General features: G+C 47.5%; 14 protein-coding genes. All 14 read right to left on the bottom strand.

Translation table 11 applies throughout. The features are described from left to right. Positions 1-4: 4 nt before the first annotated feature. The 14 genes from HRQ87_RS14505 to HRQ87_RS14440 all read right to left on the bottom strand — a co-directional run bounded on the left by HRQ87_RS14505 (position 5) and on the right by HRQ87_RS14440 (position 13,016). Positions 5-811 (bottom strand): NAD(P)-dependent oxidoreductase, encoded by an 807-nt coding sequence (locus HRQ87_RS14505; RefSeq protein ID WP_174139162.1) that lies wholly within the window; start codon positions 809-811, stop codon positions 5-7. Beyond that, complete coding sequence (locus HRQ87_RS14500; protein WP_174139161.1) at positions 811-2,121, bottom strand: P-loop NTPase family protein; 1,311 nt, start codon at positions 2,119-2,121, stop codon at positions 811-813. The genes HRQ87_RS14505 and HRQ87_RS14500 overlap by 1 nt, the downstream gene beginning before the upstream one ends. A 162-nt stretch (positions 2,122-2,283) precedes the next feature. Then, entirely contained in the window at positions 2,284-2,781 is a 498-nt protein-coding gene (locus HRQ87_RS14495) for a prepilin peptidase (RefSeq protein WP_174139160.1), read from the bottom strand. A gap of 50 nt (positions 2,782-2,831) precedes the next feature. After that, on the bottom strand, positions 2,832-3,692 hold the full coding sequence (locus HRQ87_RS14490) for a tetratricopeptide repeat protein (protein ID WP_174139159.1): 861 nt from the start codon (positions 3,690-3,692) through the stop codon (positions 2,832-2,834). Between the two features lie 30 nt (positions 3,693-3,722). After that, positions 3,723-4,283, bottom strand: coding sequence for a tetratricopeptide repeat protein (locus HRQ87_RS14485; protein WP_174139158.1), 561 nt, complete (start codon positions 4,281-4,283; stop codon positions 3,723-3,725). Beyond that, positions 4,284-5,270, bottom strand: a complete 987-nt coding sequence (locus HRQ87_RS14480; RefSeq protein ID WP_174139157.1) for a type II secretion system F family protein — start codon at positions 5,268-5,270, stop codon at positions 4,284-4,286. A 12-nt stretch (positions 5,271-5,282) separates the two neighbouring features. Next, complete coding sequence (locus HRQ87_RS14475) at positions 5,283-6,251, bottom strand: type II secretion system F family protein (protein WP_174139156.1); 969 nt, start codon at positions 6,249-6,251, stop codon at positions 5,283-5,285. Between the two features lie 5 nt (positions 6,252-6,256). Then, complete coding sequence (locus HRQ87_RS14470; RefSeq protein WP_174139155.1) at positions 6,257-7,708, bottom strand: TadA family conjugal transfer-associated ATPase; 1,452 nt, start codon at positions 7,706-7,708, stop codon at positions 6,257-6,259. 23 nt (positions 7,709-7,731) lie between these two features. After that, on the bottom strand, positions 7,732-8,976 hold the full coding sequence (locus HRQ87_RS14465; protein WP_174139154.1) for a CpaE/TadZ family protein: 1,245 nt from the start codon (positions 8,974-8,976) through the stop codon (positions 7,732-7,734). Between the two features lie 200 nt (positions 8,977-9,176). Further along, positions 9,177-9,833 carry an OmpA family protein gene (locus tag HRQ87_RS14460; protein WP_174139153.1) on the bottom strand — a complete coding sequence of 219 codons (657 nt, stop codon included), beginning with the start codon at positions 9,831-9,833 and terminating at the stop codon, positions 9,177-9,179. Positions 9,834-9,847: 14 nt separating this feature from the next. Then, positions 9,848-11,275: a type II and III secretion system protein family protein gene (locus tag HRQ87_RS14455; protein WP_174139152.1), complete on the bottom strand. Its 1,428-nt coding sequence runs from the start codon at positions 11,273-11,275 to the stop codon at positions 9,848-9,850. A 224-nt stretch (positions 11,276-11,499) separates the two neighbouring features. Continuing rightward, complete coding sequence (gene cpaB / locus HRQ87_RS14450) at positions 11,500-12,357, bottom strand: Flp pilus assembly protein CpaB (protein ID WP_174139151.1); 858 nt, start codon at positions 12,355-12,357, stop codon at positions 11,500-11,502. Between the two features lie 139 nt (positions 12,358-12,496). Then, positions 12,497-12,673, bottom strand: a complete 177-nt coding sequence (locus HRQ87_RS14445; RefSeq protein ID WP_174139150.1) for a hypothetical protein — start codon at positions 12,671-12,673, stop codon at positions 12,497-12,499. Positions 12,674-12,830: 157 nt separating this feature from the next. After that, positions 12,831-13,016 carry a Flp family type IVb pilin gene (locus HRQ87_RS14440; protein WP_174139149.1) on the bottom strand — a complete coding sequence of 62 codons (186 nt, stop codon included), beginning with the start codon at positions 13,014-13,016 and terminating at the stop codon, positions 12,831-12,833. Positions 13,017-13,301 lie beyond the last annotated feature (285 nt).

Raw genomic sequence — 13,301 nt, 5'->3', positions numbered from 1 at the left:
AAATCTAATTTTTTTCAAGCGGCTTCAGTTGCCGAATGGCTGTCTGAATTGCTTGGGGCAATGCGGTGTCTGCTGTGCCCGGTAGGGCGTCTAAAGCGGCCTGAATATCTTTGACTAGAATGCCGATGGTATTATCCGGGGCATAACCGTCTTTGGCAAATTCGATGGTCTCAAAACCCGAAGCTAGCCAGTTTTGACCCGACGACGCATCGACAAGGTCCAGGAATTTCCGTTGATCCAGGCCAGCCTGACCGGCCCAGTCCAGAACCTGACGGGTCATTGCGGTTGAGGCAGCTGCGAGCAAATTATTCAGAACTTTGGCCTGCATTCCAGCACCATATGCGCCCATGTGGTGAAAGGTTTTGCCCATCGCATCAAAAATGGGCTGAAGGGTTTCAAGGTGCTCAATCTCACCGCCCAGCATGAAAGACAGACGGCATTCTTGCGCCGCGATTTCTGCGCCGGACATGGGGGCATCAATCAGGTGGATGTGGCTTGGAACACGGTCGCGCAGATCTGTGACATAGCGCGGGGATAGCGTCGAACTGATGATCAGATATTTTAGATCTACTGCAATTTCGATTATTTTTTGCTGATCGAACAAAAGGTTATCAGTTTCCTGTTGATCCCGGACAACCGTGATCAGATGGGTCAATCCATCTGCAAAACCAAGCGGATCATCCATGACAGGAAGGTCGCCAAAGTCAGAGCGCGGACGAATATCAAAGCCACGTGCTGGAAAGTCAGATGAAAAAAGGGCGCGCAACATTGGCGCACCCATTCTTCCGCAACCCGCAATGCCGATTTGCATCAGCGAACGATGGTTTCGTCTTTAACAAACATGTTGGCCCATGCGCGATCAATGAGGTCGGGGGACATTTGATAGGGTATCCCTTCGAATTCGCAGATCGAAATCATCTGGTCGATCAGAAAGATTGGCTGATAGTTCGCATAGATATTGTTGATGGTCGGGTATTTGACCTTGAGCAGGTGAACTAGCGATTCTTCGTTCAGTGGCATATCCCGTTTCTTTGCAACCATGGCAAAGATTTTCAGGAAATCTTCCTGTTCTGGCCCGTCGATTTTGATCTTAAAGAAGATACGACGCAGCGCCGCTTTATCGAAGATCTCATTCGGATGGAAGTTGGTCGAGAAGATAACGAGTGTGTCAAACGGCACTTCGAATTTTTCACCCGATTGTAGAGAAAGAATATCTTTGTTTTCTTCCAGCGGAACAATCCACCGGTTAACCAGTGCCTGTGGCGGTTCGGCCTGACGACCAAGGTCATCTACGATAAAGACACCGCCGGTGGATTTCAGCTGCAACGGGGCCTGATAGGTTCGCGCCGTTGGGTTATAGACCAGATCCAGCATCGACAGTGAAAGTTCACCACCCGTGATCACGGTTGGGCGTTCGCAACGCACATAACGTGTGTCAAATCGGTTGCCCGTACGCCGCAGTGAATTGGGATCATCAACCTGTGCTTCGGCGGCGGAGTGGACGATGGGGTCATAAACAGTGATGACCTGGCCCGAGTATTCAATGGCGCGTGGGATGTAGATTTTATCGCCAAGCGCGTCGCGAATACCGTTTGAAATCGAAGACTTACCGTTACCGGGTGGGCCATACATCAGGATCGAACGACCTGCACTGACCGCTGGTCCCAAATGGTCAAGAAGCTCATCCGGTAGAATCAGGTGACCCATCGCACCGGTTAATTGATCGCGCGTGATCTGGATATTTCGGATCGATTGACGTTTAACCTGTTCGCGGTAAACGGGCAGGGGAACGGGCATGGCCCCAAAATATTCAGATTGCGACAAAGCATCCAAAGCACGGGCTTTACCAGCATCGGTCAGTTGATAGCCCATTTCATTGCCTGACGTGGCATGCAGCGTGCCTGTCGACTGCAACAGGTTTTGATTACGTGCCAAATCCACCAATTCCTGCGTTACCGGAACGGGCAGACAAATCGACTGAGATAGGACAGTTACATGTTCCTGATTCATACGGAACATCGTTTTCAGCAGAATATCCCGCATCATGACAAGCGGCAGTTGCATTTGTTCAAGAGACCGCGGCGCTGGTGGCGCCATTACGGCAGATGTCTCCATGTTCATGGTGGTCCCTGCTTTCCTTATGTCCAGACTCATAAATTACTGATTAAGTCAGCTTGTGCCAACCTAAACCCATACTGATAGTAACAATAGTGGCGTTTCGTGGCGTATCTTTGACTAAATTATGAATGCAGGAAACAATCTGTTGCTTTTTTGCCTGTAAATCTATCGTCCGAAAACAATCGCAAGCGATAAATAAAACACAAGGCTTGAGGCAAGCGCGAACCCCATCGGAAATTTTGCGCCCGTGTTCCAACTTTTCCAATCTGCAGCCATATTTCGCAAGGGGGGGGTATATTTGACGATGCGATGGGTGGCAAATGTTCCAAGCAGATTTGCGGTCAAGATCGTTAAGATGACAAGGATATCCCCAAACGCAATAAAGGGTGCGGCAGCGGCGATGAATTTGGCATCCCCAGCGCCAATGGCCCGCGCGAGAGATAATATGAACCCAAACAACAGCACGATAACCAAGGCCGCATAGCCCCAAAGGTAATCTGCTAGTGGCAGCGCGATAGGACCAACAACGACGTACACCACCACCAATGCTATGACAGCATAGTTGGGAATTTTCATCGTCCGAAGATCAGAAAATGCTGTGTATAATGCAATAGGGATGACGAAAGGCAGAAACCACAACGCCGAATTTGCGGCTAAGTCCATATGTATTCCTGCCTTCTGTTAGAAATGGCCGATTATCTCGGCCATCTTTATCAGTTTGATACGCCATTTTGGAGTGCGCGTAAACTTATCACAGCAGCTTCAAAGTGCTGTGGGTGGGTGTCGATGGCTTCTTGCAGAAGACCTTTACCCACATTCACATCGCCTTGTTTTATTGCGGTCAATGCAAGTGTATGCAGAAGTTGAGCCCGTTCAATCTGAGTCATTTTGATCAAAGGAAGATCGTATCTGCGCTGTGCACCACGTGCCAAGATCAGATTGTTTTTTGCTGTGAACAGCTTCGGATTATCCTGAATGGCTTGAATAAACAGGCTTTCCGCACCCTTGTGATCGCCGCGTGACATTTTGGAATAACCCCAGTTATTCAACACACCAGATGGTCGCGTGGTCAGACCAAGAGCGGTTTCGTAAAAGCTGTCAGATTTATCCCACTCCTGATTGCTGTCCGCAACCATTGCTTCAAGCCTGTAACGCTTGAAGGTTTCGTGGGTGGGGGGCACGCTGTCCAATACGCTTTCGGCGCGATCCCATTGTCCTGTACGGATCAACGCATCCGCCAGTTCAACACGGTCATTAGGAACTGATTCTTTATGATCAACGACTTTAGCCCAAGCGGTTACAGCTTCGGTTGGGCGTTTTGCGCGTACCAGAGATTGCGCAAGTCCGCGTTGTAGATCAATGCGATCAGGGTCATTTGTTGTGGCCCGGCGAAAATATGACACTGCCTCATTTGGATCAGCGGCGGTTGCCATTACGTTGTTAAGGTTGCTTTCGTCGATGACATTCAAGTCTTTCAACGCACGTTCAACCTCTGCCTCGCCGCCCTTTTTTTCGCAGGCCGCGAGTCCAATTACTGCTGTTAAGCAGATGCTAAAAAGTACCTGTTGGCGCATTTTTCTGCGTCCTTTTACTGCTTCACCTCGTCATGGTGTCGCCAGGATCAGATAGTCTCCTGTGCCCCGACGCACCAATTGTATTTTTTCTTCTTGTTCATCATACGCTGGATTTTCGACTTTTGCGAGTGCCAACCGCAAATTATCGCGAATTTCGTTGCTATTTCCGCTATCTAATGCAAATGCGCGCTTAAAAATACGAGCTGCTTCGCTATAAACGCCTCTTTCGTACATGACGACACCCAAATTGTTCCATGCGGGCACGAAAGTTTCGTCTTCTTCAATAGCGCGACGCAGCAATCGTTCGGCTTGACCAAGACGCCCCAAGCGCAGATTGGCAGATCCAAGTGCACTTAAAACATCCACTGACATACCCTGATCACCAATTGACCTGGTATAGGATTTGAGCGCCAACTCGTATTGGCCGTTGGCCATTAAGCGATGACCAACAGTCAGTCCATCCACAGATTTTCCACGAGCAATACCTTGGGGTGCAAAAGGACTGTCCCTAGATGTATCTTGGCCACCTGGGTTACAGGCGGCCAAAAAATACATGCACATTGTGGCTATGATAGAAGCCCGAATTTTCATTCAGTTCACAGTCATATTCATCATTGTGTTGTAGATACTATAAATCGACGGTCCAATCAAAATAATCAGAAGTGGTGGAACCGTCAGCATCATTGTTGCCAATGTCATTTTTGTTGGCAATTTGTTTGCTTTTTCTTCTGCACGCATCACGCGCTTGTCCCGCATTTCGCTTGCGTATACTCGCAACGCGTCTGCAATGGATGTACCAAATTGAGCCGATTGAATCAAAACCGTCACGAAGCTAGAAACATCCTGTACATCGGCACGTTCTGACATATCTCTGAGGACGTTAGATTTTTCTTTACCGGCCTTCATTTCCTGTGCGACAGTTTCAAACTCCTCGGACAAAGCAGGGTACCCTGCTTTGATTTCTCCGGAAACACGAATGATAGATTGATCAAGCGATTGACCCGCCTCAACACAAACAAGCATCATGTCAAGTGCATCAGGAAAGCCGTTAATAATTTCATCCTGACGCGCCTGTTTTCGACGCGTTACCCAATATTTTGGTAGCATGTATCCAATTAAGCCCGGGATAAATACGGTCAACAACAGCGAAGTTGTTGAAATGCCATCCGTCGTTGCAATTCGAACCAATGCCAAAAGCGCACCAAAAGCCAATAGGCCGATACCAAGTGCAAATGAGGCAAAGTGAAACGTCCGTACGGCGTCTTTCCCACGATATCCGGCTTGCAATAATTTAAGGCGTGTTGCGGAATATTCTTCTTCGTTTTCCGGCTCAAGGAAATTGGAATATTTATTCAGGGTAGCGAACTTACCGCCAAGACGAAGTGACTGTTTTTTCTCTTTTGGAGTGTTGTCTTTATTGGCTTCTTTCAGACGTGCTAATGGATCTTTTTGCTTTTTCAAAAAAATCGGAAGCGTCAGAAGTATCAACAAAAAGCCAAGCACACCGACAGCAAGCAAGGGGCCAAGAGGACCAAATCTATCAGTCAGCATATCGTTAATTTGGGTCAGGAATTCCATTTCAGTTGCTCCTTATACCTTGATGTTGACGAGTGCGCGCATAACGAAGATGTTCGCAATCAAAAAGCCTGCAACAACCAGACACGCTGGAACAAATACCGCTGTTTCACGGACTTCGTCATAATAATCCGGACGTACGAGGTTCATCAATACCATCACGACAACAGGGAAACTGGACAGGAAAACACCTGACCATTTTGCCTCAGCCGTGATTGCTTTGACCCTGCGAAACAAACGAAAGCGAGATCGGATCACCAATGCCAGACCATGCAAAATTTCGGCTAAGTTACCACCGGACGTTTGTTGGATTGTTACGGCAACAGCCAAAAAGCGCATATCTTGGTTATCCATCCGTTCGGCCATTGCCTTGAGGGATTCGCCAACATCGCGACCATAAGCAAATTCATCTGCAATAACGCCCATTTCCGTGCCAAGTGGATCTTTCACCTCTTTTGCAACGATATTAACTGCACTTGAAAACGGGTGGCCAACACGCAGGCTTCGGACCATCAGTTCAACAGCATCAGGCAATTGCTCTTCGATCATTCCCATGCGTTTCTTGGCTTTGCTATTCACCCACATGAAAACACCGACAACACCCATGAAGATCGATACAAATACGCGGACCAGAAGACCAGCGCCCGTACCAAAAGTCATTGCGATAAAGGCAAAGACAGATACTGCGACCATGATCATGACCAATTGGCCAGGAGTAAAAGCAATATTTGCCTTTTGTGCGCGGTCGGCCAGCATGGAATACAACGGAATGGACCGCGATTTCATGTGCTGGCTCATCTCTTTGCGAAGCTGTTCCAGAACTTGTTCGCGCGCCACACCCTTTTCAAGCATTTCGAGGCGACGGTTCACTTTGGAATTCAAGCTGATCGACTTGCCAAACATGACAAGGTAAAGACCTTCGACAAGCAGCAAAACACCAATAAAGATGATACCATAGATTAGAATTGCGGGATCAAAACTCATAATATTTACTCCGCGGCCATAGGTTCAAAGACAGATGCCGGCAAATCGTATCCCCACAGGCGGAAACGTTCCGAAAAGTGGGACCGCACACCTGTTGCAGTGAAGTGGCCGATAATTTTGTTGTCGGGGCTAAGGCCGACACGCTGGAATTTGAAAATTTCCTGCATGGACAGAACATCACCTTCCATCCCGGTTATTTCCGTGATGGATGTCATGCGACGCGAACCATCTTGCAAACGGCTGGCCTGAACGACCAGGTTCACAGCACTACCGATTTGGCTTCGGACCGCTTTGATCGGCATTTCGATGCCGGCCATCGCAATCATGTTTTCCAAACGAGACACAGCATCACGTGCTGAGTTGGCGTGGATGGTTGTCATTGAGCCGTCATGGCCCGTGTTCATCGCCTGAAGCATGTCGATGACTTCTTCGCCACGCGTCTCACCCACGATAATCCGATCAGGTCGCATCCGAAGGGCGTTTTTCAAACAGTCGCGTTGCGAAACGGCCCCCTTTCCTTCAACGTTTGGCGGGCGGCTTTCCATCCGACCCACGTGTGTCTGTTGAAGCTGAAGTTCCGCTGTATCCTCGATCGTCAGAATGCGCTCGGCATCATCAATAAACGATGAAAGCGCGTTCAGAGTGGTCGTTTTACCAGAACCCGTACCACCCGATACGATCACGTTCAGACGTGTCGACACTGCTGCTTGAAGATAGGCGGCCATTTCATCGGTAAAGGCACCGAATTCGACCAGTTTATCGATACTTAGCTTTTCTTTTTTGAACTTACGAATTGATACCAGTGATCCATCCACTGCAATGGGCGGAACCATGGCGTTAAAACGCGACCCATCGGCCAAGCGCGCATCGACATAAGGGTTGGATTCATCAACACGACGTCCAACCGCAGACACGATCTTATCGATAATCCGCAGCAGGTGACGTTCATCTTTAAAGGTAATGTCACTCAACATCAGTTTACCAGCACGCTCTATGAAGATCTGCTGTGGTCCGTTTACCAGAATATCATTGACGTCTTCGTCTTTCAAAAGCGGCTCAAGCGGCCCAAGACCTGTCACTTCGTCATACAGATCCTGGTTCAAAATAGAACGTTCTTCGCGGTTCAAAACCACGTTCATATTATTTAATGCTTCTGTCGCGATTTCGTTGATCTCAGCGCGAAGGTCACTTTCAGACGCATTTTCAAGGGCCGAAAGGTTCAGGTTATCCAGAAGTTCTGTATGAAGCTGAAGTTTGATTTCGCCCAGGCGTTCTTTCCGCTTTTTTTCTTTATCCATAGGCGCGGCCTGTGCTGAAACCTTTTGGGGTTTCATCTTTGAAGGCTTTACGGCAGTGACTTGCTTTGCTGATGCATTTGCATCAACAGGTTTAACAGTTGCGGCTTCTGAACCAGCTTCTGGTTTCGATCCGTTTGGCTTTTTATAGCGTGAAAACATGTGTCAGCACCCTTTTCATAAAATCATAGAGACTCTTGAGCAGCGGCTTCGACATTCAATTCATGAAGCGACGCTGCGAGTTTCTGAATTTCTTTACGAAGGGGATTTTTACCAGCTGTTTCAGCCAGCGGTTCGCCATGATCCCCAGATTCCATGACTTGTTTGCCGCCATCAGGCAGCTGTACTTCGATTTTGATATCAAGTGTTTCGCCCATACGTTTTACGCGCGCCTTGCCCTGCATGTCAGTAAATTTTGGGGCGCGGTTAACGACAAAACGCAATCTGTCGTACGGAAGCTCTTCCGCTTTTAAAGCTTTGATCATTCTGATCGCATTTTGGGCAGAGCGCATATCCATTTCGAACAGAGTAAAGTAAACCTGCGCTTCGTTCAGTACCGTTTCCGTCCAGGCAACCAATGTTGACGGCATGTCAACAATCACATAATCAAAGTTGGCTTTGGCCATTGCCAGAATACGCAAAACATCCTCGGGACCGATGAGATCCAAAGGTAAGATGTCAGTCGGTGCAGTTAGTACATGAACCTTGTCTTTAAACGGCTGCAACGCCTGCAAAAAGCTCTCACGATCCATATTTTCGGTATCAACCAATAATTCGTAAACAGCTTCGCGACGTGCTAGATCAAGATAAGTTGCTGTGTTTCCAAACTGAAGTTCGAAATCCAAAACACACACTGTCGGATTATCTTTCTTATAAACGTTTGCCAATTCCCAAGCTAGATTTACCGCAAATGTTGTTGCGCCTGATCCGCCAGCAAGTCCATGCACGGGTAGAACAACGCCATTTTTGCTGCCGAGGAACTTTTGTGCAACCTGGCCTTCACCACCACCCGTTATCTCGGGCTCGGGTATGCGAATACGTTCGATTGCGGCGTGAAGTTCGCCATCAGGCAGCGGATAGGGCACAAAACTGTCAGCCCCGGTCTGCAGAAGACGGTGCAGGGCCGCAGGGCTAACTTCATCAGCGATCAAAATAACCTTGATGTTGCTGTCCTTGGCACCCTTTACGATCTCTTCGATCAGTGTCAGGTCTTCTTCGTCTTCGGCATCAACGGCGATCGCAACAAATTCCAGCTGCGATGCGTCCGGCTGCTTAAAGAAAGACATGGCATCATTAAACCCCAGGTCGCCCCAGCTTTCGCCTAATGCACCTTCCATGTCATCAATAAGCAAATCAAAATTCTGGATGTCACGACATATCGTACAGGCCGTGATCTGTGCCTCATCTGATTGCACCATAGCGCTACTCATCGCTTTTCATCCTTATACATTCCCCAGTCTGCGGGCCGACTCGTTATCAACAATATACATCTTTATGAGTATAAGCCTGCCCAATACAAAAAGCGCCAGGGTTTTCCTGGCGCTTTTCCCCTAATTTCGAACATGTTGTCAGACTTTGGCAACATTGGGGCCAAAAAACCGCGATTATGCGGTTTCTCGGAACTGTTTGTTTACTGACCAGCCTGCACTTCGGACCCTGCAATGGTCTGAAGTTCGGTCGGATAGCTTGCGCCTGGATCAATATACTCTCTGAAGATAACTTCAGCGTACTTACCATTCAGAAGAGCAGGGTGGTTTTTCACGAAACCTGCAACCTCTGTTACTGTGCGGCGATTGCGGCGCTCACGATCCTGCGTTGATACGACAGGACGTGTTTCTCCAAACGATACCAGTGCTTCCAGTCTGCGACGATCAACACCTTGGCTTACAAGATAATTGACAGCAGCTTCTGCACGACGACGACCAAGTGTCTGGTTATATTGATCTGATCCAACCAGATCGGTGTGGCCATATACACGGAACCGCACCTCTGGGAACTGCTGAATCCATGTCGCTTGCTGGCGCAGCGTTTGACGTGCCGCATCATCAAGAGCCGCACTGTTAAATGCGAAGGTTACAGATGGATCAACCTCACTTGCGAAACGGTTGGTCAGGTTGATTGTTGCCGAGCGTTCCCCATTCTGAACAAGCGTGTTGTTCATCGTGGCGTTGCCAAAGTTACCTTGGTCAACCTGAGCGCCTGTTTCTTGTGCCAGACTTGCGGGGCCAGAGCCGGATTCGCAAGCCGCAAGGGCAAAGAGGCCCATGATAAGAAGTGATTTTTTCATAGCTTTCATGCCCCTTAGTCCATTACGTAGCCGTAGGACCCATTGAAGTCCTGCTTTGCTACTTCTGCTTCTGCACTACCACGAAGACGACCTTGCATACGACCATTGATGAAGAATTCACCTTCAGTTGGCAGTGTGACCCGATCTGTTGGCAATGCAAGTGCTTCGCCGCGTGTTGGTGTGACAAGATGCGGTGTGATGATGATGACCAGTTCAGACTGACCGCGTTCGAAAGATGCACTGCGGAACAATGAACCCAAGATCGGCACATCGCCCAACCAAGGTGTCTGCGTTGCCGTATTAGAAAAATCATCCTCCAACAAACCAGCAATCGCAAAGCTTTCACCATCACGCATTTCGACTGTTGTGGATGTTTCACGTCTGCGGAAGCCAAAGATTTCAATCCCATCGACATCAGCACGAAAACTAACCGAAGGATCAATCGAACTTACCGCAGCTTCCAAACTAAGGTTGATCGTATCACCATCGACCACACGTGGAATAAAGTTTAATTCAACACCAAACGGCTTGAATTCAACAGTGATTGTTTCATCATCTTGGGCAACAGCGACAGGATATTCACCACCTGCCAAGAATGTTGCTTCCTGACCCGATAATGCAACTAGGTTAGGTTCAGCCAGTGTTCTGACAAGACCTTTTTGCTCAAGCGCTTCCAATATCCAAGCGACTTCGTAGTCACCAATACCAAACGTCAAGCCTACGCTACTTGTAGCTTCCTGGATAGCGCCTCCACCTAAAACACCGCGGTTATCTACAGAATCAGGATCCACTCTTGGCACTAAATCGCCAACACCATTAACTCCAAAGCCTTCGAGGCCACCGCCAAAAATGTTTAGTCGCGAACCAAGCGCCTTAGACGCTGTCCGTTGCATTTCAGCAAAACGCACTTTCAACATCACCTGTTGTGTGCCGCCAACCATCATCAGGTTGGAAACGCGGTCAGGTGCATAGCGGTTTGCCAAGTCCAAAGCGCGATCAAGACGTGCGATACTGGATACAGTTCCAGACAGCACGATACCATCATTTGCTGTCCGCACTTCGATGTTCTCACCAGGAAGAATCTGACGAAGACGTTCTTTGAATTCACCGATATCAGGTGCAACGTGGACGTCGATGTTTGAAATCAAACGACCATCGCCACCCAGGAGGGTCAGTGTTGTACGACCTGGCTCTTTACCCAACACATAGATCGTGCGATCTGACAAGGTTGAAATGTCAGCAATCCCAGGATTGGCAATGCTGAGTTCGGCAAATGGTACATCGCTTTCGACGACCACAGCCCGGTTCATCGGCACATTCAATGCGCTCGATGGAGCACCACGCATAATGCGCAGTGTTTCTGCATTCACTCCTGTCGGAATGGTTGCAACAGTTACAGCGAACCCCAAAAGAGCCGCCTTAATAGCGTTTGTGTATTTCATAGTGACCTGCCTCTCCGATCACGCCCAGTTAAGCAGGTCTAGCGCCTGCGATTATGGATAAACTGCGCGATTTCAAGATTCATTGCAAGAATCAATACGTTGCAGGGTGTTGTTTATGTGATTCTTGCGCAACAACGTGACATTTGTTGTGCAAATAAAAAAACGCACCACTATATGAAGTGGTGCGTTTTTTGATTTTGAATTGTTTTTCAGGACAACAAAATTTAGTTAGTGCATGGAATCTGGATGCGTTCCCTTACGCCACCACGTGTAACGGTGTTAAAGCACTCTTTTTCTTCTTCTTCCTGAATGATGATTTCTTGTTGAATTCCCAATACATCACCCAATGTCGTTGGTGTTTGATTGCTGGATGAAGTAATTGGAGATCCAACTTCATCAAGTCCGATCAAAGACAATGTTAACCGCCCAGAGTTTTGAGCTGTTTCCAAACGCGAAACTTGGTTTGGAGTTGCCTCAACAGTAATTGTTCGAGCGATTGCTGTCCCTTCGAAATCCGGATCAGCAGATTGGTCGATTGCAATAATTTCCAAACCAGTTTCGATAAGTTGTGTAATTTGAGTGCCTGAATTACCTGGACTACCTGTCCAAGTCACATCAACGCGATCCCCTGGACGTAACAAGCCTGACACACCACTTGATACATCAACCCTGACAGTGAATGCGCGCATACCTGATGAAATTCTAGACCGGATACCTGCGTCAGCACCAGGCTCGGATACTTTAACATTCATCAGTGCTTCACCTTTTTCCAAAGCACGCAAAACAAATCTGTTCTGATCGGCATCGTTTGGAAACAGCGATTCTTCGGTTTGAAAAGAACCTTCTGGTACGCCCTCAACTGGCCAGCGAACAAGCGTCACATCTTCTTTGGTGAGACGTTCACCATACCTGATTGCACGTGCTGTTATATACACATCAGTCGTGGGTACAATTTGTGCCCTCGCCTCGCGCTCTTTGGCCAATTGGGCTTCTTGTTGCGCAAAATAATCTTGCACCATAAACACAGCAAATCCTGCAAGGCCAACGCCTAACAACAGAACCAAACCGAAAACCAAACGCATCATATTCCCCTTAGTGAGTGTGGCCGTCTTAATTATAGACAAAACATATCAGATGGGAAGGACCGTAAAGCCATAACGTTACGCCATAGCATTCATTAAATGCGATCTCTTAAGAAAACTGGTGGGCGTTGCAAGATTCTTACATAAGGCCGTTCATGTAAGTTGCGATAGAGTTTGCAACTCCGCCAACGGCATCGCCAATTGTACCTAAAACAAGCGTTAAAACAAAGAAAACAACTGTTGCTGTCAAAACAACCCAGTCAACCGTAATGGCACCATCTTCCGATTTACGGAATTCTTTGAATAATTTGCGCATGTCAGACACTCCTATTGAAATTACTTTTGAAGTCTTTGTAAGTCATTTTTTTGATTGAAAAGTGGCAAAATATTGCCGATTAATACTTTGTTTTATAAAATAAAAAAAGCCACGCAAAGCGTGGCTTTTAAACATTTCAAAAGTATAAAAATTATACTTATTCAACGTTAACTTTGCCGATTGCAGTTGCAATGTTTTGGGCAAGTGTTCCAGTCGCTGTACGAATGGCCGCCAGTACAACAGAACCCAGAAGTACGATGGCAGCAGCCAGTACAACCCAGTCAACAGTTACAGCACCAGATTCGTCATCGCGGAAGTTTTTCAGAAGGTTAAGGAAGTTCATATCATTTCTCCGTTACATATCGCTCAGTTATCCCCCGGCGTGGCCATGTAGGTCAGCCTCTTAAAGACCAAGCCCGCGTCGGATAGCCAGATATAGCCAGCCGAATGGGGCAAGAGTTGGGCAATCGTGGCGCAATATATAAGAAAATGTAAAATTATAAAAAAAACATCATAAGTATTTGTTTTGTATGTATAAAATATAGAAAATTTCCGAATTTCAATGTGTTTGGCGATGTGTTTATGGCACAACCAACATATTTAAATTTCTCGATTCAGAAATAAAGCT

This window comes from Parasulfitobacter algicola (genome assembly GCF_013315265.1).
Classification (GTDB): Bacteria; Pseudomonadota; Alphaproteobacteria; order Rhodobacterales; family Rhodobacteraceae; genus Parasulfitobacter; species Parasulfitobacter algicola.
This window is presented reverse-complemented; position numbering and strand designations above follow the sequence as displayed.